Source organism: Paenibacillus antibioticophila, assembly GCF_000455265.1.
Lineage (GTDB): Bacteria > Bacillota > Bacilli > Paenibacillales > Paenibacillaceae > Fontibacillus > Fontibacillus antibioticophila.
On sequence record NZ_HG005139.1, the window covers coordinates 2,828,665 to 2,854,761 of the forward strand.

Annotated in this window: 20 protein-coding genes, 1 pseudogene and 1 other annotated feature; of the genes and pseudogenes, 2 read left to right on the plus strand and 19 right to left on the minus strand. The window is 45.5% G+C overall.

Going from position 1 to position 26,097, the window contains the following annotated elements; translation table 11 throughout:
• Nucleotides 1-54: 54 nt before the first annotated feature.
• The 3 genes from TX85_RS12955 to TX85_RS12965 are packed head-to-tail and all read right to left on the minus strand — an operon-like array spanning nt 55 to nt 2,644.
• The gene (locus TX85_RS12955) at nt 55-1,428 is read right to left on the minus strand and encodes a sensor histidine kinase (protein ID WP_044479518.1); all 1,374 of its coding nucleotides are present in this window, start codon (nt 1,426-1,428) and stop codon (nt 55-57) included.
• Entirely contained in the window at nt 1,425-2,102 is a 678-nt protein-coding gene (locus tag TX85_RS12960) for a response regulator transcription factor (RefSeq protein ID WP_044480056.1), read from the minus strand. Before TX85_RS12960 ends, TX85_RS12955 begins: the two co-directional genes overlap by 4 nt.
• Before the next feature lie 56 nt (nt 2,103-2,158).
• Entirely contained in the window at nt 2,159-2,644 is a 486-nt protein-coding gene (locus TX85_RS12965; RefSeq protein WP_044479519.1) for a MerR family transcriptional regulator, read from the minus strand.
• A gap of 174 nt (nt 2,645-2,818) precedes the next feature.
• Between TX85_RS12965 and TX85_RS12970 the strand changes: the two genes are divergently transcribed.
• Nucleotides 2,819-3,676, plus strand: a complete 858-nt coding sequence (locus TX85_RS12970; protein WP_044480057.1) for an SDR family NAD(P)-dependent oxidoreductase — start codon at nt 2,819-2,821, stop codon at nt 3,674-3,676.
• On the opposite strand, the gene leuA is transcribed toward TX85_RS12970, so the two are convergent.
• The 10 genes and pseudogenes from leuA to TX85_RS28190 all read right to left on the minus strand — a co-directional run.
• Entirely contained in the window at nt 3,643-5,319 is a 1,677-nt protein-coding gene (gene leuA, locus TX85_RS12975; RefSeq protein ID WP_044479520.1) for a 2-isopropylmalate synthase, read from the minus strand. The genes TX85_RS12970 and leuA overlap by 34 nt on opposite strands.
• Nucleotides 5,320-5,398: 79 nt before the next feature.
• Nucleotides 5,399-5,675, minus strand: a binding site (T-box leader).
• 70 nt (nt 5,676-5,745) lie between these two features.
• Nucleotides 5,746-6,969 carry a Gfo/Idh/MocA family protein gene (locus TX85_RS12980; RefSeq protein ID WP_071784192.1) on the minus strand — a complete coding sequence of 408 codons (1,224 nt, stop codon included), beginning with the start codon at nt 6,967-6,969 and terminating at the stop codon, nt 5,746-5,748.
• Between the two features lie 76 nt (nt 6,970-7,045).
• Nucleotides 7,046-7,867: a sugar phosphate isomerase/epimerase family protein gene (locus TX85_RS12985; protein WP_044479521.1), complete on the minus strand. Its 822-nt coding sequence runs from the start codon at nt 7,865-7,867 to the stop codon at nt 7,046-7,048.
• 38 nt (nt 7,868-7,905) lie between these two features.
• Entirely contained in the window at nt 7,906-9,087 is a 1,182-nt protein-coding gene (locus TX85_RS12990) for a dihydrodipicolinate synthase family protein (protein WP_044479522.1), read from the minus strand.
• Nucleotides 9,088-9,102: 15 nt separating this feature from the next.
• On the minus strand, nt 9,103-10,254 hold the full coding sequence (locus TX85_RS12995) for a Gfo/Idh/MocA family protein (protein ID WP_044479523.1): 1,152 nt from the start codon (nt 10,252-10,254) through the stop codon (nt 9,103-9,105).
• Between the two features lie 170 nt (nt 10,255-10,424).
• Nucleotides 10,425-11,276 (minus strand): AraC family transcriptional regulator, encoded by an 852-nt coding sequence (locus TX85_RS13000; protein WP_233500747.1) that lies wholly within the window; start codon nt 11,274-11,276, stop codon nt 10,425-10,427.
• A 280-nt stretch (nt 11,277-11,556) separates the two neighbouring features.
• The gene (locus TX85_RS13005) at nt 11,557-12,273 is read right to left on the minus strand and encodes an NAD(P)-dependent oxidoreductase (protein WP_044479525.1); all 717 of its coding nucleotides are present in this window, start codon (nt 12,271-12,273) and stop codon (nt 11,557-11,559) included.
• A gap of 44 nt (nt 12,274-12,317) precedes the next feature.
• Nucleotides 12,318-12,989: a DUF4386 domain-containing protein gene (locus TX85_RS13010; RefSeq protein ID WP_044479526.1), complete on the minus strand. Its 672-nt coding sequence runs from the start codon at nt 12,987-12,989 to the stop codon at nt 12,318-12,320.
• A 155-nt stretch (nt 12,990-13,144) separates the two neighbouring features.
• Nucleotides 13,145-15,697: a LuxR C-terminal-related transcriptional regulator gene (locus TX85_RS13015; RefSeq protein WP_324607078.1), complete on the minus strand. Its 2,553-nt coding sequence runs from the start codon at nt 15,695-15,697 to the stop codon at nt 13,145-13,147.
• Between the two features lie 196 nt (nt 15,698-15,893).
• A pseudogene (locus tag TX85_RS28190) lies at nt 15,894-15,987 on the minus strand (DNA-binding response regulator); the annotation flags it as partial.
• Between the two features lie 170 nt (nt 15,988-16,157).
• Between TX85_RS28190 and TX85_RS13020 the strand changes: the two are divergent.
• A complete protein-coding gene (locus TX85_RS13020; protein WP_044479528.1) occupies nt 16,158-16,418 on the plus strand; it encodes a hypothetical protein in 261 nt (86 codons plus the stop codon).
• 381 nt (nt 16,419-16,799) lie between these two features.
• On the opposite strand, the gene TX85_RS13030 is transcribed toward TX85_RS13020, so the two are convergent.
• The 6 genes from TX85_RS13030 to TX85_RS13060 form a co-directional block, all read right to left on the minus strand.
• Nucleotides 16,800-18,746, minus strand: coding sequence for a hypothetical protein (locus TX85_RS13030; protein WP_233500704.1), 1,947 nt, complete (start codon nt 18,744-18,746; stop codon nt 16,800-16,802).
• A gap of 69 nt (nt 18,747-18,815) precedes the next feature.
• Nucleotides 18,816-18,944, minus strand: a complete 129-nt coding sequence (locus tag TX85_RS27975; protein WP_262362637.1) for a hypothetical protein — start codon at nt 18,942-18,944, stop codon at nt 18,816-18,818.
• A gap of 308 nt (nt 18,945-19,252) precedes the next feature.
• Nucleotides 19,253-20,065: a hypothetical protein gene (locus TX85_RS13035; RefSeq protein WP_044479529.1), complete on the minus strand. Its 813-nt coding sequence runs from the start codon at nt 20,063-20,065 to the stop codon at nt 19,253-19,255.
• A gap of 229 nt (nt 20,066-20,294) precedes the next feature.
• Nucleotides 20,295-21,179 (minus strand): hypothetical protein, encoded by an 885-nt coding sequence (locus tag TX85_RS13045; protein ID WP_044479532.1) that lies wholly within the window; start codon nt 21,177-21,179, stop codon nt 20,295-20,297.
• A 301-nt stretch (nt 21,180-21,480) separates the two neighbouring features.
• Nucleotides 21,481-21,801 carry a hypothetical protein gene (locus TX85_RS13055; RefSeq protein WP_044479536.1) on the minus strand — a complete coding sequence of 107 codons (321 nt, stop codon included), beginning with the start codon at nt 21,799-21,801 and terminating at the stop codon, nt 21,481-21,483.
• A gap of 92 nt (nt 21,802-21,893) precedes the next feature.
• The gene (locus tag TX85_RS13060) at nt 21,894-26,066 is read right to left on the minus strand and encodes an NACHT domain-containing protein (RefSeq protein ID WP_044479537.1); all 4,173 of its coding nucleotides are present in this window, start codon (nt 26,064-26,066) and stop codon (nt 21,894-21,896) included.
• Between the last annotated feature and the right edge of the window lie 31 nt (nt 26,067-26,097).

Genomic DNA, 26,097 nt, shown 5'->3' on the forward strand with positions numbered 1-26,097 from the left:
CTTTGTTATGAGCAAATTATAGGAAGCGAAAATAAACAGCAAATAAACAACAGGTTACAGCCGCGGTAAAGACACCGTAAAGAGGGTCCCCTCCGATGAACTGGTCACCTCGATTTGACCGTCATGGATCTGGATGATTTTTTTCACGATGGAAAGACCTAGCCCAGTCCGGCCAGTATGCTTCCGTGCACGATCCGCCCGATAGAAACGATCGAATATAAAAGGCAGGTGCTCGTCTTCAATCCCATCTCCGGTATCACGGATGTAGATCAAATGATGAGCAGCAGTCTGCTCGGCCCGGATCTCAATCGATCTTCCGTTCGGAATATGATTTACCGCGTTGCCAAGCAAATTCATCCATACCTGCATGAGCAGCACTTCATCGCCGTGAAGCTGGATCGTGTCGGGCACAGATAATTTGAGCGACAGCTCCTTTTCCTCCAACTGCCATTGCAGCAATTTAGCTGCCTGCCGAATTTGGCCAAGCAGAGAGAAGGTTGTCCGGGTAATAGCCTCCTGACCGGATTCCAGGGAGGAGAGCAGGAGCAGTTGTCTACTAAGCAAAGAGAGATGCTGGCTTTCTTCTTCAATAATCGTCGAATAATGCTGCCGGTCTGACGGGGAAAGACTGTCGTCGGCGAGCACCTTGGCAAAGCCTTGAATCGAAGTGAGCGGGGATTGAATTTCATGGGATACATTAGATACAAACTGCTGGCGCGACAAATCCACCCGCTCCAGCTCCCGGCTCATCGTCATGAAATGTCCGGCTAATTGCCCGACTTCATCACGTCTTGTGCCCGGCAAGCGAAGATTGTAGTTGCCTGCAGCTATTTGCTTGGTCGCTTCCGTCAATTGAGTGATTGGTTTAACCAGGTATCTGGTACTGAAAATGAATAGAGCGATACTGATAATCACCGTAAGCAAGCCGATTAGAGCGAAGAAAATGCGCAATTCACCGAACTGCAGGATCACGTCCGGGCGCATGAACAGAGCATATATTTGCTGATCCAGATGAACGGTAACTCCAACCGTGTTGCTTAATCGGTTATCGAAAAAGCCCGTAATAAATAGCTTGTTGGGAAATTGGGCTACACCATGGTAGACCTCTCCGTTCAGCACTTGATCAATAGCCTGTCTACTTAAATCCTGCTTTCGAAATTCGCTGCCGAAAAAGCGGTCCTCACCTTGGGCATTCGTCAGATAGATTTCATACCCAAGCGCGGCAGCATTATGAAGATAGTCCTCCATCCGCTCAGGATCATCCTCTGCATATTCTTTAATTTGCTCCGCAATAGTGACCAGCTTCTGATCATTGAAGGACTTAAGCTGGATATGATAGTACACATTCGAAATGATGAATCCGAGCAAGCTGCTGGCTAGAATAACGGCAACCGTAATGAGAAAGACCCGGGAGTACAACGATCTCATGGCGTCTTCACCTCGATCTTATAACCGATCCCCCGGACCGTCTGAATCGTAAAGTCGCTTGTATAATCTGCAAAACGCTCCCGCAGCCGCTTGATATGAACGACCACGGTATGGTCGTCGCCCTCATAATCCTCTCCCCATACTAGACGAATCAGTTCGTCCCTCGAGAACAGACGCCCTGGATATTGGGCAAGCTGGGACAGCAATTCGAATTCCTTCATGGGCATGATGAATACAGATTGCCCGTCGGAAACTTCGAAATTATTCCGGTCAATCGTAATGCGATTCAATTTAATGATATTATCCGAGGTTCGGTTGTAACGGCGGAATAGCGCCTTTACCCTAAATACCAGCTCCTCCGGCTCGAACGGCTTGGTCACGTAGTCATCCGTCCCGCGCATATAACCCCTTTTCTTATCTGCCAGTTGATCCAGCGCAGTAAGCATAATAATCGGAATATTGTAATCGTTCCTGATATATTCGCATAAATCAAAACCGTCCATCCCGGGCATCAAAATATCTATAATCGCAAGATCTATCGGAGCCTGCCCCATCAACTTAACCGCTTCTTGCCCATCCTGTGCTTCATGCACCTGATAGCCCTCCTTAGTCAGCGCATAACGAAGGAGTTCCCTGATATTCACATTGTCGTCAGCGATCAGCACTTGCTTCATAAGCTTGTCCACATTCCCTTCATGGCCGAAATAACCGTCAATAGTCTTAAGCTGCGTTACTTCCCTGCTTTGCCCGACATAGGAAAATAACTCATCTCCGCAGGCGAGGAGGTCTTGGTCTTGGGCTTCGCTTCTCCCTCGCTATGACCGTCAAGGCCTCCAACCGAGCAGTCCCGCCGATATTTCCCCTCCTTCAGCTTCATATCGATAAAATCTACGACCTGCTGCAGAGAGTTGATTTGTGCGGCAATATTTTCCCTATGGCTTCTTAAAAGCTCAACCAACTCAGGGTAATCGGCGGGATCGCTATCTTTAGATACCGACAAAAAGGGGCGCATTTCTTCTAGTGGCATTCCTGTCTTTTTGAGGCAGCCTAACAATTGAATGGTCTCGATATCCTCCTGACGGTAGATACGATGCCCGTTATCCTTCCGCTCCGCACGAGGGAGCAATGAGATCTTTTCATAATAACGGATCGTATCCTCGGTCATCCCCGTTTGCTCGGCGGTCTGTTTTATCGTAAAGGTCTGTTCATCCTTCATTCCATTCTCTCCCGGTAATAGTTTTCTGTGCATTATACATCTTGGAGCTTACTCCAAGTCAAGTCTCTTCTTCTCGGAGGAAACGTGATTTTGGCCCCTTGACTTGGAGCCGACTTCAAGTTGTAGAGTGTGCATGACTGGAGCAAATATACCGCTATAAGGAGAAGATGCATGATGAAGAAGAGCCCAAGTGAACACGTTGCATTGATTACCGGCGCAAGTGCCGGGATCGGTCTGGAATTAACTCGAAGACTACTGTCCGAGAACTGGCAGGTGGTTGCTCTGAACCGTTCCAACTTTCCAGAGGACGATCAGAACCTCCAAAATGCGGTCCATAGCGGATCACTTCGCGTTTATAAAACGGAGGATCTTTCGGATTATGTCAGCTTGAGACGTACCTTGGAAGAGATAAAAAGCAAGGAGCAGCGAATCGATATTTTATTCAATAATGCCGGCGGCTCCTTTTCTCAACTAAACTATTCGAAGCAGGGGCGGGAGATGCATTATGAGCTGCTGACGGTTGTTCCGTACATTATTCTGATGGAACTGAAGGGACTGCTGGAACAAGGGGATTTAAAAACGGTGATTAACACCTCGTCTGCAGCATTTAACTTCACCAAGATGTTTTCAATGGAAATTCTGGAGCGTCCCAAAACGTTCCGTAAACTGATCGGTCCTTACGCCACTTCAAAGCTGGCTCTTTCACTATGGACTCAGGCCATCGCACCTCAGCTTGCCAAGGAGGAGATGATGATCCGCAGCGTTGACCCAGGCGGCAACAACACGCTAAGAAAGGGGAAACCGTCCGGAATCCCCCTTGTAGTTAAAGCGTTGATGCGGTTATTTTTCCCTCCGCCTGCTCACGGTGCCGACAAGCTGTATGAAGGGGCTCTAGGAGCTCACCGGAACAAGACCGGCGTATATTTGGTGAAAGGTCAGGTTTCAAAATTAAAATTTAGCGACCAGGCGCAGAAGGTGCTGCAAAGAATCCAACAGATTTATGAGGCTGAATTTTTAAGACGGATAAACTGATTCACTGCGCTAAACAGGGCTTTTACAGATGAGGTCATAATATCAACGTCAATGCCGCAACCCCAATATAAGCGCCCGTCCGAAGCCGTAATCCCGATATAAGACACCGCTTGTGATTTAGAGCCCGTTTCCAGGGCATGCTCCTTATAGATCAAATCGGTGTAGCTTATGCCAAGACTGGTTTGCAGCGCATTGCTGATCGCATCGAGTCTTCCGTTCCCGGCGCCTTCGATTTCCTTGACTTCATTGCCGGTCCGTATCGTGACGGTGGTTTGAAAATTCTCCTGATCTGCAGAGCGGTATTTGACAAACTCAACAGGCGTCTTTATATTCACATATTCCTTCTGGAAAATATCATAGATTTCGTCCGGCATTAATTCCTTTTGCCGATGATCGGATACGTTTTTGACGAAGTAGCCGAAGTTTTCGCGCATTTTCGCCGGCAGATCGAGTCCGTACTTCAGCTGCAGCACGTATCCGATCCCGCCTTTGCCGGACTGGCTGTTAATGCGGATAATATCGCCTTCATATTCTCTGCCAATGTCCTTTGGATCAATCAACAGATATGGAACCGACCAAGTCCCGGGCTCCTTTTCCTCGCGCCATTTCATGCCCTTGGCAATCGCGTCCTGATGCGAACCGGAGAAAGCGGTGAATACCAGCTCGCCTCCGTAAGGATGCCGTTCGCTTACTCTCATCTTGGTCAGTCGCTCATAAACAGCGATAATCGCCGGAATGTTCTCGAAATTCAGCTTCGGATCTACCCCATGCGAGTACAGGTTTAGAGCCAGAGTCACAATGTCAACGTTCCCTGTTCTTTCCCCGTTTCCGAACAAAGTGCCTTCGACGCGCTGGGCTCCGGCCAGCACCCCCAACTCCGCATCCGCCACGCCTGTTCCCCTGTCATTATGGGGATGAAGCGACAAAATTACATGCTCCCGGAAATTCAGATGGTCGCTCATATACTCGATCTGGCTGGCATAGACGTGAGGCATCGACATGGATACCGTTGCAGGAAGATTGATGATGACCGGATTGTCCGCCGTCGGCCGCCATACGCCCAGCACGCTATTGCAGATTTCCAGCGCAAACTCGATTTCCGTCCCTGTGAAGCTTTCCGGCGAATACTGGAATTGAAAATTCCCCTCCGTTTCCTCCGCACACTGCTGGAGCAGCTTGGCTCCCGCCACAGCGATATCGATAATTTCCTGCTTGGATTTACGGAATACCTGTTCCCGCTGCGCTACGGATGTTGAGTTGTACAAATGCACTACAGCCTTTTTCGCGCCCTTTAGCGCTTCAAAGGTTTTGCGGATAATATGCTCTCTCGATTGGGTCAGCACCTGGATCGTTACATCGTCCGGGATCAATTCCTGCTCGATCAAAGTGCGCAAGAAGACAAACTCCGTCTCCGATGCTGCGGGAAAACCGACCTCGATCTCCTTGAAGCCGATATCCACAAGCATTCGGAAGTATTCCAGCTTCTCCTCCAGATTCATCGGGACGATCAGGGCCTGGTTTCCGTCACGAAGGTCCACGCTGCACCATGTCGGCGCCTCTGTCATATACTCCTTCTGAGTCCATTTCAAGCTTGTCTCCGGCGGCATAAAATATCCTCTGGCGTACTTCTCAACATTTTTCATAGGTAATCCTTCCCTTCATCGATTTACTGTGCTGACCTGCCAAAGACCGAAAGCGCAAAAAAAGCCTTTCATCTCCACTGACAGAGACGAAAGACTTTGACATCTTACGCGGTACCACTCCGAATTCATGCCATCGTCGGCATGCCCTCTACGGATGCGGGATTGCAAAATGAACAAATCAGGCATCCTCCTGCTGATAACGGTCAGGCTCCGGCTCCGCTTACTTCACACTTGCACTTTTAAGGTTCAGCGGGCAACTCCAAGGCGAGTTCCGATTTTCTACACGGCTGTTTCACACCGACCAACAGCTCTCTGTTCGTTTGGAAAACCGTACTATTCCTTCTCAACGTATTTGAATGATTTGAATTTATGCTATCTCACCGACATGACGGTGTCAAGTGAAATCTGAATTTTAACGGTCGGCCATTATTTGCGCATGTCAGCAGGCAGCTCGAATCGGCTGTAGCCCGTCATCCGGAACGGACGAGTCGATGTCGCCCATGGAAACGGGTATTCGCTGTACAACCGCCGCCTTGCCGCCACGTCCCTCATCTTCTCGGACAAGCCGGGAAGCAAGCGTACCGTAGACTCGCCGGCCTGCTGCTCCGTCACGAACTGGCGGGGAATGGCATGAACGGCACGGGCCGACTCATAAGTGCCATTGGAGACCAGTACGAAGCTTCGGCACGCCTCCAGTGGTGAAAAGAGCGGCTTCCCCGGACTCTCGATCGCTTCCATCAGGTTCACATACATGTTGCGGATCAAGTCAACCGGACCAAACGCGAGCTTCTCTTCGCCATCCCGTGTGTGAATAGTCAGCTTGTTCTCGTAATCCCAATATGCCTTTCCTTGCGTTCCATTTACGGTAATGAAAGGCTCTCCACTTCCCTCAGAGCAAAGCATTGCATAAAAATGGACGTCTGCGCCATTAGCCATAACGGCGCGAATACAGGAGACGTCGTCCCCTTCGATATCGTTGACATGGTAAAGCTCGGCCTGCACCGATTGCGGGTGCAACCCCGGTGCTCCTTCAACTCCGGCCGCCAGTAAGCAATTATGCAGCAGATGGGCGAAGGGATTGTTGAATGTCCCATCCAGCACATACTGGCCGTCGCTGACCAGCTTGCCCGCCCAGCGGGTCCGGTCGTAGTAGGCGCGGGACCGCTTCCACATACCGACGCCAACTACATGCTGCACCTGTCCGAGCACGCCGGAGCCGAGCTTTTCCAGCAGAGTGCGGAATGCCTGACCCGACGTATTCTGGAAGTTCACCTGACACAAGCGGCCCGCCTCCCGCTGCACGGCGATCATCTCGTCCAGATCTTGAATCGTGATCGCCGGGGGCTTCTCCACCAGGACATGAAAGCCCATGCGCATTGCCTGGATGCACATCGGCTTATGGGTGGCAATCGGCGTGGCGATCGCCACGAAATCGATGTCCGGATGAAGTGTAAGCATCTGCACGTAATCCGTATAATGAATGGCCCCGAGTGCAGCCAGCTTGCCATAAGATTCCTGGTGCGCATCAACATTCGGTTCTGTAAAAGCAACCACCTGCAGCCTGCCCTCTCCGGCCAGCTTCTGCATCATTTTCACATGCTCAACGCCAAATCCTCCGATTCCAATCAGCGCAGCGCGACAAATCTTCACTTTCCATCCCTCCATAGCTGATGCCTTGACAAGCCAGGTATCGATCTCCTCGCTCGCCAAGGCTATACATGAACTATCAGACGTGCTGCAAATAACGTTCCTTAATGAGTGCAAGCGCCTCGTCCCCCGGCATATCCCATACTTGCCGGTTGAAGATTTCCACTTCAATCGCCCCTGTGTAACCGGCCGCCTCAACGGCATGGCGCATCCGGCGCAGCTCGATGACCCCGTCACCCATCATTCCCCTGCCCATCAGCAGGTCGGGAACCGGCACGACCCAATCGGAGACGTGGAACCCGAGGATCCGTCCTCTGGCTCGTTCAATCTGCCCGTACAACTCGGGGTCCCACCAGACGTGGAACGCGTCTACAACAACGCCGACGTCCTGGGGGGCGTGCTGCTCTGCAAGCGTGTTGGCTTGCGCCAGCGTATTAATAACGGACCGTTCAGCGGCGTACATCGGATGCAACGGCTCGATGCCGAGCTTGACTCCGTGCGAGCGGGCAAACGGCGCAAGCTCCGCGATGGCCTCTTCGACGGTCTTGCGAGCGAAGTCGATGTCCCGGTCCGGCGCCGGCCCGCATACGAGCACGAGCACGTCGGTGCCGAGCTCGGCGGCTTCCTCGACGGCGCGGCGGTTGTCATCCATCCGCTCTTTGCGCGCAGTTGCGGTGGCCGCCGGAAAATAACCGCCGCGGCAAAGGCTGGAAACGCGCAGGCCTGCGTCACGCACAAGCCGCTTGCTCTCGGCCAAGCCGGCCTCGGCGACCTTATGCCGCCACAGAGCAATCCAGGGCACTTCGGCACGAACGCAGGCTTCCACGGCCTCACTCATATTCAACCGATCGGTCGTAATCTGATTCAAGCTGAGTCTTTCTATGGAACGAAGCGGTTCCATGCTAATCCCTCCCGGATTTCAAATATCGCTAACGATGATTACGGCTGAATACCCGCCAGTGCCAGGACAGGCTTCATCCGCTGAACAGCGAGCTCCGGATCGGCCAATAGCCCGGCCCGGTCAGCAAGCACGAACAACTCAGCCAAATGGAGGATGGAACGCCAGCCCTCCGCTCCTCCGATCATACGGAAATGCGGCTGATGACCGTTCAAGTAGGCTATAAATACAATTCCTGTCTTGTAGGCGTACGTAGGCTTCCGGAAAATATGACGTGACAAGGCGACGGTAGGCTCCATGATTGAATCATAACCCGTCAGGTCACCTCTATCCAGCGCGTGGAGCGCCTGGGCGGCAGCTGGCGCAATCGCGTCGAATATACCAAGCAGCGCGTGGCTATAGCCCTGCTCATCGCCCTTGATGAGCTCCGGATAGTTGAAGTCGTCGCCGGTGTACATCTTGACGCCTTCCGGCAATAACCGGCGCATCTTGATTTCTTTATCTGCATCGAGCAGGGATATTTTGATTCCGTCCACCTTATCCGCGTGTGCCCGAATGATGCGCAAGCAAACCTCCATCGCCTCGTCCAGATCATGCTTGCAGCCCCAATAACCGGCTAACGCAGGATCGAACATGTCGCCGAGCCAATGCAGGATAACAGGCTGCTTCACTTGTCCCAAGATGCGCCCGTATACGCGCTCGTAATCCTCCGGCCCTTTCGCGCAAGCGGCAAGCGCACGGCTCGCCATCAGAATGACTTGACCGCCTTCGCCCTCGATGAAGCCGACTTGCTCCTCATAGGCGGCTTCCACGTCAGCAATCGTGACCGAAGGCCCCGGAAGCAGATGATCGGTTCCGGCGCCACAGGCAATTTTGCCGCCAACCGAGCGCGCTTCCGAGATCGAGGCACGGATCAGCTCTTTTGAGCTGTTCCAGTCGAGACCCATGCCGCGCTGCGCAGTATCCATCGCTTCCGCCACACCCAGACCGAGCGACCACAGATGATGCCGATAGGCGAGCGTCGAGTTCCAATCAATCGGCGCGTGATGCAGCGGATCGGCGTCCGCAAACGGATCGCAGACCACATGGGCGGCGGAAAAGGCGATGCGGCCCGTAAACGGCAATTGGGTCAGCTTGGCCAGCTTCTCGAACAAGATTGTCTGTACCGGAGTGTATTCATATAACTGTCCCCCTGCACGGGGAAGAAGCAGCGATTTAGCCATCTGTATCCCTCCCTTTTACAAGCTCAGCTTCGGCACGTCAACCCAGCGGCGCTCCTGCCATGACTGCAAGCTGAGATCGGCAAGCTGGGTGCCCTTTGCCCCTTCAAGCAGATCCCATGGGAACGGCGTATCGATAGCGACATGCTTCAGGAACATTTCCCATTGTACTTTGAAGGCATTGTCGAAAGTCCCATTGTCAGGCACCTCCACCCATTGGTCGCGGAACCGGAACGGATTCGGAATGTCCGGATTCCATACCGGCTTCGGTGTGTTGACCCGATGCTGCGTCTTGCAGTCCCGCAAGCCCGCCACGGCGCTGCCTTCGGTGCCGTCCACCGTAATCGTAAGCAGATCGTCGCGGTCGACACGCACCGCCCAGGACGAATTGGCCTGCACGATAATCCCGCCCTTGATCTCAAACGTGGCGTAGGCCGCATCGTCTGCCGTGCAATCATACGGACCGCCTTGTTCGTCCAATCGTTTCGGAATATGCGTAGCGGCAAGGCAAGACACAGACTCCACTTCCCCGAACAGGTTCTCGAGCACATAACGCCAATGGGCAAACATGTCGACGATAATCCCGCCGCCGTCTTCCTTGCGGTAGTTCCACGAAGGACGTTGGCCCGGCTGCCAGTCGCCCTCGAACACCCAATAGCCAAACTCCATCCGCACCGACAGGATGCGCCCGAAGAAGCCGGAGTCGATTAGACGCTTCAGCTTGAGTAATCCGGGCAAAAACAGCTTATCCTGGACGACCCCGTTTTTCACTCCAGCCTTGGTCGCGATGCTCGCCAGTTCAAGCGCCCCAGCCAAATCCACGGCCGTCGGCTTCTCGCAATAAATATGCTTGCCCGCAGCGATCGCTTGCTTGATGCTTTCTGCGCGGCGCACCGTCGTCTGGCTATCAAAATAGATTTCATTGTATGGATCGGCGAGGCAGGCTTCAAGATCCGTGCTCCAGCGCTCGAGGCCGTGGGCCTCTGCCAACGCCTGCAGCTTGTTCTCCTGCCGACCGACCAGAATCGGATCAGGCATGACGACGTCTCCCCCTGGAAGCGCAACGCCCCCCTGCTTACGAATTGCAAGAATTGAACGGATCAAATGCTGGTTGGTCCCCATTCGTCCGGTCACCCCGTTCATAATAATTCCGATATTGCGAACTGCCATTTTTCATTGCTCCCTTCGCTTCGTATACCCGTATTGTAGCCGAGTCATAACCGCATTTCTTACAACTCCAGGAACACGATTCTCAATTTCGGAAGCGATTTCTTCAAGGCAAGCAATATCCCCCACCAGCGCTCAGCCGATGGGGGATTAAGGGAATTATCGTATCTCAATCAATTGGACGCAAGCTCTCTGCCTACTTGGCTTGCACGGGCGTTCAGCTCCCGGTACATTTTCGGCGACACTTTGGCAATGGCTTTGAATGACCGGTAGAACGTAGACACAGAGTCGTAGCCGACCTCGAAGCAGATGGAAATGACGTCATTGTTCGTCTCCTCCAGCAGCTTCTGGGCGACGCGGATACGCACCTCGGTTAAGTATTGAATTGGCGTCATGTCATACCGTTCTTTAAAAATATTGTTCAGGTGCCGCGTACTGATGCCCAGCTTGGAGGCGATATCCCCTGCGGTCAGCGGATCGAAATACTTCGAATCAATGTATCCGCGGATTTTCTCGGCGCGAAGCCTGTTGGAGCTGGAGCCTGCTCCAGCGGCCTCTGTCTCGACAGAACTAACCAGCAAGAGCAGCAGTTGAGATAATTGTACCTTGAGTGAAAGCCGGACAAGCGGTGACGACTCTCTGGACTGCTCGAACAGCATTTTTCTCAGCAACTGGCGGAGCTCGCTCGCAGTAAACCTTCCCGGCTTTAACAAGCAAGAATCAGAGAAATAGATGTGGAGCAACTGCTCCCTCATATCTTTATCGAGGACCTCCTCGTCAAACGCCAACACTAGCAAGGTCAGCCTGGAGTCGGACATGACCGAGTGAACGGAATACGGCACAATCAGCGCCGTATCGTCCACGGCCAGCCTTCGTGCCTCCCCGTTCAGCCGGATCGCGCCTTCGCCCTCCAGCACAAACAGCAGTTGGTGCGTCGAATGATAATGCTCTGACACAAGATGGCCATTCATATGCTTCTGCTCGTATATGTCAATCGCGTTCCTAGACAAGTCGATCCGTTTCATCGTCACGGCGAAGCCCCCGTTTTTTAAAGCGTTTCATTTATAGTTATTTTAACGCGATCAGAGACTTTGTTACAACATTCGGCCGCCAAGTCAATTCAAAAGGTTATGATGCGACTGCTGTCCCTTACCGTTCCATTAAGGAAGTGTTACTTTCTCCGCCTTATTTTGTAATCACTGTATGACCACGTCCACTAACCGTCCTGCTGAAACGGAGCCAGATAGTTGATGCTGCGCCGGTCTCCCCATGTCGAAACGGCGATCGTTCGGGTGCGCCGCCTCTCTATTTATTATAAATCACCGGAGTTTTGAATTCCCAATCCTTCCACATCTTATCATCTGTCGCTAGTTCAGCGATAAAATGACTTACATTGATTCTGCTTGTTTTACCCGCATTGAATATGGGGCTTCTTACCGGAGCTTCACAAACATCATAGGGACTCTCTTCATCATGATCGACTAATGTATCCGGCCGTACGGCAACCCATCCGACATTTTCGTCTTTTTTACCCATTTTGGCAATCAAATAATTGGCTGCCTTCACATTATCTCGATGAGGAGGAAGTAAAAGCTTTAGTATGGATAAGATGATTTTTTCTCCCAGTGAATTTGTCTCTCCCGATAACGTGTTCGTGTAACCTACTGTACTCATCAGGATGAGTTTCACTCTTTTGTCGGCCCTTTTTGGGACGATTTCGCAGATTCTTTGGATGGCATCAAATACCAAATCACGAGGTTTGCCAAACATCCCTTTGAGCGTTAGATTATGACCAAGACAGGAGATCATGACATCACAATCACGTAGAAGCTGCTTCATTTCAGCGTCATTTAATTCGTTGATATTCCCCTTTACGATTTCCACTAATGGATGTTCTAGTAAGTCTGTGGGAAGAACTGCACTTTTTCGGATGAGAATCCGAGTAGGGATTTGTCTTTTAATGAATTGCCTGACGACTTGTTTGCCGGTAGCGCCGCTTGCCCCAAGCACTAATACTCTCATATTCCATCTCCGTTTTCATTAGATTTTATTTTAAGAGGTTGTTCTCACACTTTAACTTGATTGAAACCTCTGAATATTAGGAGTACAGCGAGAAACAGCTCGCAAATAGCTATTGGCGCATTTAGGATAAAGTAGACCGGGCTCGCTAATTTAATGATGTTCAACATCAACAGCAACGTAGCCAGAAGAGTCAAGGTAGACCCGATCATCCCCCCTATCGATAACCATCTTGGGATAAGTCTAAATTTATATAGGCTATAATAGAGGATCAGGCCGCCAATACTCCAGGGCAATATCATCCCTATATGATTCAGAATATCTCTGCCTTGTCTAAGCAATTCAGCGATAACTTCAAGATACGATAAGTCAGCTTGGCTGGCAGCTGCAGAACTCTGACTCACCTCTAATAAAAGAAGCAGAGAGCCTATACCGGCAAAGAGAAAGCCGGAGCCAATGATCCTGAAACCGAAATATCCCACCGCCAGACTTTTGTTGTATTTTTTAAGGATTGGGTATACCAATACGGTTATCGTGACATAAACTACAGCCATTGCCGCTTGAAAAAAGGTGGCCACCAAAACTTGCATTTCGATTTCTGACAACTTTACAAGGTAATCCGAACGTTCTAATGCAGGAGCGGAGCTAAATATTCCAAAAATAAAACTGAAGATGAGCAGCAGCCCAAGATAGACTGCCGTTTTTCTGTTGGTTTGCATGACGCCCCCCCTTTTACCTGATGATCAGCCAGCGTGTTTTACAAATAGCATATTGTCTGCAAGGTATGACCGAGTAGATACTAAAGTATTAAAGTTGGTTCGAACTAAAAAAGTCCCAAGCCTTGCCTTTAGGCATTGCTTAAGACCGGAGTCAGTTATATCAGGCCGAGCTCTCTGGCACGTGCGATCGCTTCGGTTCGCCGTTTAACCTGCAATTTGTCAAAAATATTGCGATTATACCCCTTCACTGTACTTAAGGCCAGGAAAAGCCGATTCCCTATTTCTTGATTGGAGAGGCCTTGGGCAATCAGTTGCAGAACTTCCAGCTCACGCTGGCTTAAGGCATCGATGAAAGGTTCGAAGCGGATGGGGGGACTGTGAATCGCGAAATCATTGAGCCTCTGTTCATGATACATGTTGGACAGTAAAAACCCGGTATATTCCGGCTGGATCCGACGGGTAGCCGCTTCCGTTAACAAATCAAGCATGGGCTTACCCTCGTCAACAAAAAGACGAACGAAACCTTCATCCTCTGCCAGTGTCAAAGCATCTTTTAATCTTTGAAGCGCCCTCTCCACATTGCCTTGGACCTGAAAGGCTAAGGCTTGGAGTACAAGAAGCTTAAGCTGTTCGTTCTTCCATTGCTTCGCTCTCGCTTGGTCATACAAAGTAGCCAGTATGGTCAGAGCCGCGCTTGCATTCCCTTGGATCATATGGATTCTTGACTGCAGAACAGGCCATTCACTAGTTTCCAATTGCTTGACGGCTTCCGGAACGTTGCCGTGATGAAGAGAAATAAGAAGTTCCAAATGTTGAACTTCACCCAAAAGATGAGGAAAGGATCGTTCCTGCACTTCATGACGAGCTTTAATCAACAAAGCTTCCGATGCTAAAATATCTTGTCTGGCGAGTTTCAATTTTGCCGCAAATAATTCACTATCGGATAGCCTATCCGTGTTTTCGATCTGCTTGGCCAACAGGATACTCTGCTGGATATGCTGTTCGGCTGCCTCCAAATCGTTCCATTCATAGAAGATGCGAGCCATGCCCAAGTATGCCTCACAAGCAGCCGGCAACGGCGGTTCGCCAGCTAGTTCAATCACTTGTTTATAGGTTTGCACGGCCAGGTTCAACTGATTGTCGAGTTCCTGGATCTGGCCTGTACCTAAAGTTGCCATAAGCGTGATAATCAGGTGTCCCATTCGCTTGCTGATCGATAAGGCTTCGGTATAAGCTCGTCTGGCTGCAGCGCGATTGCCCTGCCGCTGGTAGGCAACGCCTAACGTCCAGCTTGTCGCCGCGCGCACAGGCAGATTATTCGGATGCAGATGCTCCAACGCGAGGAGGGATTGGGCAATAATGGTATCCGTCTCGTTCCGGATGACTCCAAGCGTGGCCCGGATCGATGCCATATGCCCGATTAAATCATGATCTGCCTCATCGGGATCGATAGGTTTCATGGCCGTTTCGGCAGCGAATAGTTTTTGTTCGATTCCGTCCACTTGGCCGATCATCAATAAGGCGGAGGCATAAATCACCCAGAGCGACGGCCGTTCGTTCAGCGTGGACGCGTCCTGGCGCTTCAACCAATTTAATACAGGCTGAGCGGCGCCACGAAAATGTAGAGGCATTCCCTTTCCCTCGATTAATGTGGCAGCCCGATCCACATCCTGAGCCGCTACAGCCTGCTGAAAAGCTTCGATCTCAAGGTCATTCTCTTCAAACCAGTGGCTTGCCCGGGTATGTAGAACGGCGATCTCCTCGGCCCTGTCCTTGTTGGCATGATACAAACGCTGTCGCAACAAATCGGCAAAAAGATGATGGTAACGGTACCAATGACGCTCGCTATCCAACGGGATCACAAAGAGGTTGGAACGCTCAAGATACGCCAGGATTTCATCTCCTCCCATCCCCTGCGGTAGAACGGCATTACAGAGGGAGCCGCAAAATCGATCAAGAATGGAGGTATGAAGCAAAAAGGTCTGAACCTTTTCGGATTGCTGCATAAGGATTTCCTCCATTAAATAGTCCAACACAAAACGGTGGCTGCCGGTAAAGGACGAAATGAATTGGGTCGTATTCGAACAGCCCTGCATAGAGATCGCGGCTAATTGCAGCCCGACAATCCACCCTTCTGTGCGTGCCTCCAGAGCAAACACCTCTGCCGATGATAAATGAAGCCCCATGATTTGGTTAAAAAATAACGTCGCTTCATCCCGGGTGAAACGCAGGTCGTTTCCACGCAGTTCGGTTAATCGGTTTTTTGCCCGTAATCTGGCGATCGGCAGCTTCGGCTCTTCGCGCGTCATGATGATCAAATGCATCTGTAGCGGTTGATGATCGATCAGAAAAGACAGAGCATCATGCACAGTTTGAGATTCAATGACGTGATAGTCATCAAGAACGAGAATAAATGAATCTGAACCGGATGATATTGCATTGACTAAAGCAGTAAGGATGTATGGGATTGGCAACGGTTGCGGAGATTGCAGCGCTTTCCATACACCTTGGTCGTTAATGTCAACGATGTTCTTTATGGCAGCGATAAGATGAAGGAGAAATCGCCCAGGATCATTGTCACCTTCATCCAGCGACAACCAAGCGGCCCGACGTCTGCAGTCAGCCAGCCACTCGCTGACCAACGTGGTTTTACCATAGCCGGCAGAAGCGGAGATTAGCGTTAGCTTTCCTTGCTGCCCCTCAGACAAGCGTTCGAACAAATGCGAGCGTAAAACCGCTTTCGATCGCGCTGGAGGAATATGCAGCTTTGTGGTTAATATAGGTATGTTCATATAATTACTACACCACGCTTTTCATTTTTACGCAGAATTGAAGTAGCTTCTCAGCAGCAGGACCTTGATGCTATTTGACGCCATTTCCGCCTCCGCCGCGCCAAAATCCTTCGAACGGCTTAGCAATATAATCGTCGCCGCCCATATCCAGCCCCATGACCATATTTCACTTCCTCGTCCGACGCCGTCAGAAAAACTATCGGGGACCTTCGAAACCTGCCGTACCTGCCGGCAAACCTCAAAACCGGAACCGTTCCTCTTGTCTATCTTAGGAATATCTTATTATGATTCGAGATTGCGGAGGAATTCAAGAGTGCCCTTTACTTTCAAGAATGATATTATTGAGGTATAAGATCCTCATAGGGAGGTATGAACGATGAACTGGAATGAAGTTCGCAAAATATACCCCGATCGTTTTGTGAAACTCCGGATTTTAAAATCCCGCATTGAAAATCAGGTGCGGTATGTTGAAGAGGTGGCCGTGATTCAGGACTTTGATGACGAGAAAGAAGCCACCCGCGAACTGGTTCGATCCAAGAACGACATCCTCGTCTATCACACGGGGAAAGAAAAGATCGAAATTCAAATCAAGCAATTATTTGGATTCAGAGGTCAATATGATAAAAATCGAGTATAAAGATGGGCTTTTATTTACGTCTCTGGAGATTTTCTTTAGGGGAAGCTCCCTAGTCATCGATAATATCGTCATTGATACGGGAGCTGCGGAAACAATAATTTCCCTGATGTTGTTGAGGAGATCGGTATTTTTGCAGAACTTGAGGACTATGTACATTACGGAGTCGGCGGCAGCCTGCACAACTTTTTCTCCAAACAGGTTGACGGAATAACACTAGGAGACATTAAGCTCAACAAAACCAAGTTAGATTTTGGCGTCGTCGGTCCTCAAGGTCAAATCAACGGACTTCTCGGTCTAGACATTCTTATGAGGTTGAAAGCTGTGATTGATCTAAAGGAATTGGAGATATCACTGGAGGTGTAATATTCCTTGAGACTTGTATTACTCTCTCTCATTTCCTTCAAGCTCTTTATATGTACAAAAATCATCATTAATTTTTATAATTGCAATAATAAACAACCTTAAAAATATCAAGTAATTTTGATTGTGGATCCTTTCATCATCCCCACTATTTGGTTGAGTATGACTGTATTTATTTCTTAAGTCTAGTCCATTATTGAAATGTGACTTGTTAAGTGTATAGTTTATGTAATCTTGTTCCGGTCTCGAAAAAAGAGAACTTTCAATTTCAACCACATTTCTTTTTTCTAAATCATCAATAATTGTTCTACTAAATTCCGAACATTTCCAGTAGCTTATCACATCGTTCATATATAGATTCTTAAGTATAAAAATCAGTTGCTTGTTGTTAAAAACAATGTATTCTTCTTTATCAACTGCCAGATACTTAAGATCTATTAGCCAGTTAACGTTCGAAATATTATAGTTTGCGATTTCATTTAATTTTATTTTTTCATTAGACAGTAATTCAAAAAAATTGTTATATTTTTCTTCAAATTCTTCATGATATCCCAAACCGCTTTGATCTGAAAAAAGTAAAAAGGTTACTGAGTTAAACTCACTACCTGAACCATAGACATATTTTTTGTCAACAATTGATGGAATGTTCTTGTATATTAGATGTTCAGATCTTATCTCAAGGAGTTCGAAGTCAATATGCCCCTCCTCAACATATAAAGTAAATTGTTTCAATACTGATTCCAATGCTGGCATAATATTGGTACACTTTTCGAGAAAAGTTGAGTTAGCTGAAGGCATAGTTACTTTGAAGTCATGTTCATCAAATTCATTAGCAAGGTAATTTTCAAAAAACCATTCAATAACTTCCTCCAACCTTATACCAATACTAAAGAGATGGCTATAATAACCTGCCATTTGTAGTAATGAGAACGCATCCTTTTGTTCAAATGCAAATCCTTTATTATAAGCATTTTGGGAAGACATAAATAATTGTTCAAATATCCCCATCTCACTCGATTTATTAGTAAGGGTACACCTCATTTGTGTATCTACAAATTCAAACAGAAATATAAAATTATTTAGTAATGTAGCATAATCGGTATTCCTCTCAATCCACTTGGTGCTGTAGCTAGCAGATATTGATCGACCTTCAAAGTTTAGTAAAACTTCTTCATCTTGTGATTTGGAAAAAATGACAGTGGTTTCAAATTTCATACCAGAGTTATCTTTAAAAAATTGTTTTTCTAGCTCTTCAACTTTTCTTTTTGACTTCAATATAGTTTTCGGCGAAATTTCGAGCTTATCTTTACTACTTTGAATATTGGTAATTAGTCTTAGATAATTCAAATTAGGGTCTTCACTGTCAATATAATTACAGATAATAGTTTCTTTGTCTGAATTATTTAATTCTCTCGGAATAAATATTGGATCCTTTTCTCGATTATGCTTTAGTTCATATTTATCCAGAAGTATTTGGGCAGATGAGGGATTATTAAGCATATATTCTCTAATTATTTTACCAAAATGATCTGTTATATTCTTACATCTCATTATTTCGTATAGCGATCTTTTCGTTATATTTAATAGTTCTCGAAATTTTTCGTGTGAAATATTTTCATAGACCTTTAATTTTTCAAAGAGCTCCCAAAAATCATTTTTGTAGTAAATATCAACGACATTATAGATGCTAATGATAGTATCATCATTAATTGATGATTTAAAATTTCTAGCTGCAATACCAAAACACTTTTTAACTATTATCTTGAATCGTTCAATAAAATCAGGAGTCCATTCTTCAAAATAAACTTCATTATCAAAATACTTTTTAACATTATATATTTCAATTATGTCGTTAATATCTTCTACTACTTTTTTACCGGTATCATAATCATTTATTAGATCCTGACATTTTTTTAGATTATATCCATAAGTCAAATCGTTTATTGAGTAAAATTTTACTCTTTTCATTTCTTCTCCTCATTTTTTAGAATTTTAGGGGCTTTCTCATAAATCTTGTGGCTTTACTCCCTCCAAAATCTACAGATCTTCTGGAGTTATAAATGCCGTAGGAAAAAGGAAAGCTTCACCGTCAATACTAATAGTGTCAAAAGGAACCTTTAATTTCTGTGAAGTAATATATCTGTCACCTGGATAATATCTATTCATACGATCCCTCCTAAAATAAATTCACAAAGATTATATAAAGGTTTTCTAAATCATTGAATAGATCATTAATTACAGTTTGATATATCGGCTTTTTTTCGTGGAGTATATCACATAATGTTCCTGTATTAACGATGTCCCACCGATTTAAGGTTGTGCCAGCAGCCGGCCGCGATGCGGTTAGTCGCGGATGCGCTTCCCTGCTGCTGGAATTGCCTCCCCGAATTCACTTCTAACCCCGACCGGACTGAGGGACGAATGGCCCGAGTTTAATATGTTGTTATACGCTATTACTGCCATCTTTGAAATACTTACTTTATTCTATTATGTTTTACTCGAGGTACAGCCGAAACACCACTCTGAAGACTTTCTCCACCCATAATAAAATTGTTTTCCCCATATTCAGGCCAGTTTTCGTCAAATATTTTTGTAAAATCTATTGGGATCTCAACAAAGTCCTCTATTGACCTAGAGCAGTATTTCGACATTTCATTTAAACCAGAATATTCCTCAGCATCCGTAATTAAAAATGCAATTGGAAAATATCTTAGGGTACTGAACATTGAAAACTTAGATTTAAAATCACCTCTTATTGAAGGCATTCCTATATCACGTATTATTTTGATACTGTTATATGGATACACCCAATAAAAAACTTTATAATACGCGGGAACAACCTTGCTATCATCTAAAAAGTAATCTCTAAAATGATGATCAATTAAATTATTTTCTAAGTCCCCTTTAGCTGCTAATAAATGACCAATTATACATTTAATAATCATTGCTGGTTGAGTCTTAAATTTTACCACTTGAGGTATTTGTAATGAAGTCTTCAAGAATAAACTCAGTTCATTTGCGAAAGCATTTAACACCACATCATACTTTGCCCCTAAAAGACCGTTGTTACATGTGCTGCAAATAGTTCTATACTTTACTCCGTTCTGAGACAACACGTAATTGTTATTTTTAGAATCAGTTAAATGTTGCAGGATATTTTTTTGTTCTACTTCAGATAGTTTAATGCCACCTTTTGGTGGAATGTGGTCCCATGTGAGTTTCGATTGAGCAAGACAAATATTGCATGTCCCCGTTTTCTCTCTTTTATACTTGAAATAATGAGTCATCAAATTCCCAACCTTTGCTCTGCAATAATTGCACATAAGGTTCCCATATTCACGAAGTCCCACCGACTTAAGGCTTCGTCTGGAGCCGGCCACGATGGGTTATTCGGTGCGGATGTGTCCGCTGAATCTGCTTCCTGCCAATTGTCTCTCGCAGACGGAGGAGCCACAACGCTCCGAAGCATGAATATAAATGTTATAAGAAGTTCCCTCCTTCTGATTCCACTATAATTTATCCGGTTATATGAATTTTAAAGTTCTGAAGCTTTTCTCCAATCTCTATTACTTCATTCCACTTTGCTGTACCAGGCGGCTGTATTGGAAGAAACATTAAATATGAACTATAACCCAATTCAAATAATGGTTTATCTGAATCTAAGAAATACGGAAATGATATGCTAGCAATGATTCCAAGTATTTGATCTGTTCTTCTTCCAAAATAGCCCTCCAAAAAGTCTTCTCTTATTATGTTTTGAATAATTTCATTTGCCCTTCGTATTGAAGACTCAGGATTAGTTAAACGAACTATTGGGTTGGCTTCTTTAAAAATTTTATCAAGTGATAAAGCAATGAACCCATAATTATCAAATTGTTTGATCTGCTTTTCTGCTTTCTCTATATTGGCCTGTATGTTATTTTTGCTATTCAATCTCTTCGCCGCAACAGAGTATTCTCTGCCTCTGTATTCAAATACATAATCAGGTTCTTGCAATTTCACTTTTAAACCAGATTGTTCAAATAATGAACTCAAATGATATTGGAATTGATAATCCCAAGGTCTCGAATCTTTACCCTCTAAAACACCTCCACTAAAAATATTCTTTATTTCATCTTTAATGCCTTTGTCAGTTACAAAGAGGATATTTGTAGATTGAGAAATAGTTAGCATTTCCCAATAATCTTTATAACCATAAAGAAGTTCATGTTTAATCGAATCTTCAACTGAATACTGCTTATTTAATATTGACTTTATATAATGACTATCAAATTTATTTTTGAATAATTCAAATCTGGAGAATTTATCAATTTTATAACCATACATTCTCAATAGATTTAAAGAAATATTTATATTGATTGGTACATCAAACACACTCTGGCTTTTACCATAAATTCTCAAAATTAAGCTCCCCCTCTTTTTCGATCTTGCGGGGATTTCGACTAACGTTCTTGTATCTACGAACTCTCACTGTCTTAAAGTAGGCGGACAACCCATATGTCTTCAAGTTCTCCTGCACTGTCCGCGAGCTAAGCCCGTTTCCGTTTAGTGTTATGAACAGGATCGATTCCTCCGAATAGTTTCCTCTGGCCTTCATGTACTTCGTAAGCACTTTCCGAACCCCTTCGCAAAATGGGATATCGCGGGGCTAAGCCTACTAAGAGTATCAGTCCTATGGCCCTAATAGCCGGATTATTCCGCTTCAAAATTGCCTTCGGAGGCCCGGTCGAGCAACGCGTATGCCAGTTGTGCGCCGTCTTTTAATCCTTGTATGTACAGAACCTACTGCTTTTACCGCCAATGCTAAAGTTTGCTTCTCCTCCCAGTCCAAAAAGTTCGATTTCTGCCGTTCGTTCATATCAAGCTCTAGCTTACGAAAAGCAGCTTGCTTCTCGTCCCGTAGCTTTTGAATGTTGGGATGCCGCTCAATCTTCGCTAAAATGTAGTCCAATCGCCCCTGGATTGCATCTTGAAACCATGCCGGAAATTCCATCGACTTTTGCTCACCTTCCTTTCGACTCATCTCACGCGTGTGCTCTAGCTTAACTCTGTCGGAAGGAGGTGGCAAGAACGGTTACTATGCTCATTACGAAGTATCGTTTCAGCAAAATGTTCTTACAAACATAAATTCATTACAAATGATCTAACATTCACCCCTTTCTTTGATAAATTTGTAGCCTGATCTTTCAATGTATCCTGGGTAACCTGTAGTCCACATGATGGAATTGCAGATTTACGATTATCAGTTGAATCCCACCTAGAACTCTCAAACCAACCAATCAAGTATAGGCCGTACTTACATTTGCCCTCTTTTAAATATCTGTTGACTAATTGAGTTTCCATGGCTTGAAAAAGCTCGCGATGCCAATTTCCTTTAACCTCGATAATAACTGTAATGACTTCAAAGGTTCCCTTTGATCTTCCTGGTAATAGTGCATTAACATGAATATCTGTACGCTCACCAGGTAATGACCCAGTGCTTCTCCGTATTTCCACCTCTCGGTTAACAACGATTCCATTCCCTAAAAGATCTTCTTCCAAATGTTGCTTTACATAATCGGAGAATTCATTTTCAGATCTTGGTCGGTATTCCTTCTGATCGATTTCATTCCATAGCCACACTACTGCTGGTGTAATTCCATGTAGTTTCTGCTCCAGCCTGTTAAGTGATTCAATTAACACTTCCAATAACTGATTTTCACTTTGAACCAACCTACGGTGCCTATTTCCCAATAGCTGGACGACTTCTATAGGAGTTGGTGGGGACCAGGTACTACGGCGTGTGACACTTTGTGCTTCAAGTAGTGTCCACTTTAACCACGAAAGTTCTGGCAACTCCGAGACTATCCGTGCAATCTGATTACAAGATTCTAATGTCCCTTTGTTTGACAAGTAGCGTAAAATTCCGTCCCTGAAATCAGCTATCTCTTCACGAGGCCCTACCCAATGTGCCATTTCGTCATCATCATGATTCGGATCTTCTTTATGTGGAAATCTTTTTACCAACCAGATATAAAAATCAGCAAGTGCTGTCTCTGATAAAGATTGAAGTAATTTGTGTCCTTCAAATCTACTTGAAAAAGAAAGAAAAACATCTTGAACAAAATCGGGATAGGTATCTTTAAGTAACCATACTGTATCCCAACCGACATTCCGAGAGTTGTTTAATAATACGACAGCAGCAATTATTGCTAGCTTACGAGAGTCTTCAGCAACTAATAATTCGGGCTTGATTAAAGACTTAGCATACTCCTCTGCTCCATCTATTTGACGTCGTAACAACTCATCAAGTAAGCACTTTATAGATTCGGGCATTAAACTCTGCGTCTTTAACTTATTTAAAACCCCTTCACCTAATCGAGCATCCCAACATTCCTTCATTGATCTAATAATAAACACATTAGAATGCTGTTGATTCTCTTTATCTATAAGTTGCATTAAATCTGAAATTACCCTATCAGGAGCATTAAGGTAAGCTAACTTGACTAACTGATCATGTATCATCCTTTCGTCACGTTCTGGCGTTACCCACTGCGTAAAGATAACTGGAGACCAGTTTTCCCAATGAGACGACGTCAATGATAGTAAAAATTCATAATCTTGCTCATAAACCAACCTTAAAGCCTTATATCCTGCCATGGCTGGCCTATACCAAGTATCCGTTCCAAACCAATTGGCGGCTTCCGAATTTTTCTCAAGCAAATACTTCCTTGCAGCGGACACGATACGCTCTTCATCATAAGCGTTGACCTTATTCCAGCTTGGTAATGCTTTTATATTAGGCTCATATTCCTCCACACGCCTATTCTCTTCTTTAATTCCTAAATCCCAATTTAATCGCCACCAAGCATCTAAATGCCCTGCTTCGAACTCGTCTAAACGTAAGCTGACTCTTTCATCAACAGATGGATGAAGTGGTGGATAATTATCTCTCGACTTCTGCCATTTTGCTATCCTCATGTAACTTTCTTTTAACTCATGAGCTTGTTCAGAATCTAATGGGATACTTTGAAAAAAAACTTGGCAGTGTTCAGCTAACATTTTGTTGTTTTGAATAGCACGATTAAGCAACTCCACTTGCTCGGGACTAGACGTATTAAATGTCCTTTTTATCAAGATAACCCATTTTTGTTGTAACTCCGGGACGATATCATTCTGCAGCTGTTCAAGCATCCACGGGAAATCCTCTGACTTACTGAGCCAAGAAAATGCAGATGAAAGAATAACTTCCTGTTCAGATTCTTTGTTCAACAATGAAAGAATGAGTGTTCGGCGTATATTCGGATTTTGTAATAAATCTTTAATATAACTTAAATTATCGAAATGTACCAATCGTGCACGTACGACATCAGTAAAAGCTATACGAACATCATGCAAATCCAAATACTGACCTGCTTTGTTCAGGATCCCATACACTAAATCATCAATTTGAGAATCAAATCGATCATCAACAGCATACTTTAGAACCCATCTTAATGCAGCAGGTAAATCCTTAACTTGAAGCTTCTCAAGAATTTCATAGTTCAAAAATATTCTGTATATTCCTGTAAAATTTCTGCGTTTAGGAATAGAAAGTAAAGAAAATAATTCTTCCCCGGATAAATGCTGGGGCCACAGTGCGCGAAGTGCCGCACCTTTCAACTCATCGCCAGAATCCTCCCCTGCCTCAGATTTGGCCAATGGGAGAAGCTTCCTTTTAGTCTCTTCATCTGCAAACTCAGATAGTGCATAACCTGCTTGAGTTCGAATTTGATAATCCTCATCCTGATTTAACGCAACTTTCAGTAAATCATCCTGTAATATGCTTAGTTGACACGCTCTTGCTATTCGAATGGCAGCGCGCCGTACCACATAACTACACTGTTGGTCTAGCACATACGGTTTAATTTGTTGTTCAAGAGCAGGGTTATTCAATTTATAGAAATAGTTATCAAAATCCCAATCTCTAATTTTTTCTGCATCATATAGTTCTAGAAGACCATCGACCAAAGATTTTTTATCTTCCGTGTCCGCACTTGTCACATCACTTCGAAGAAGAACCTGTGGATCACGTTTTATGATTTGACGAAACACGTCTACATTCATAGTTGCTATCCAAGCTGAGACCTCATGGAGTTGCGGAATTAGCTTTCGTTCTGAATCAAGAGGATGTTCAATCAAACTCATAATTTGTACAGGCGACAGTTCACTTTGAGAGACGTATAAAGCTGCCAAAAACTCCGCATACGTTTGATGAGCCCAACCAAAACGATTCAACCCTCTTGAAGAAAATAAACCTGTAGAGAGAGTTTCCTCAATTTCTGATTCAGGAATTATTAATGAAGCATCTCTTTGCTGCGGATGCTCGCCCGAAATATCACTTATGGTGATATCTTCCTCAGGAACATCGCCCAAATTAATGCCACGCCACACAGCATATTTATTAGAGAACATCATCAAGGCTGCAATCCGCGAGGCTACTTTCAAACGATCCTTAGCTCTCATACTCCCTGTATTCCGAGATGCAACTCTGCTTTCATTTGTTTCTTCACAGAGAAGCTCACAGCCTTGCAAATACAATTCTTTTTGTGTGGATGGAAAGTTACCATGCCTTATATAAAGATTTAAAAGAAACTTTAGCGTGATCGGTTTAATTGCAAGTGGAATTACTTCTTTCTCCCATATTTCATTCATGAACCTATCAGCATCTATACCTAAGTCAACTGCTGCATTATAAACGTCCACTCTTCGTAATGGTGCCAACTCCATGATCTGGATGTTATCATTTCCCCATAAGTCCGCTAACTCTCTTTCAAGTAGACTCGGCCAGTCGGCTGTTCGACAGGCGATTCTTAGAAAAAGATTCTTTAGGTTTGGGTTGGTTTTATATTTTTTAAACTCTTCTGCCAACAAAACCGCTACATAGTCTATCCGCAGTAAGCATTCATCCAAACTATCCAAAAAAAGATGTAGATGATGCTCTCCTTTCAGGCATGCCTCAAACAAAGGGTTCTCAAAGATATTCGGGACTAAGCGGTCTTCCGTTCCATACGAACGAAGATCAATTTTGAGAGTATGATTTTCTTCCGAATTCTCAATATTTCTTAATGCCTCTGTTTTACCGATGCCTGGTTCCCCTAATAAAATTAAGCATGGAACCTCTGATAATTTATCGAAAGGAACAACATGCTCATTAAATATATGCCCATACTCAGATTCAGGATTGTAGAGGTAACCGCCATCAGATAAATTGATTGTATCTGTTCGAGGATACCAGAATCTTTTCCAAGAAAAGATTTTATTGTTCAAGAGAACACCTCCGTTATTCAATACCAGTCCA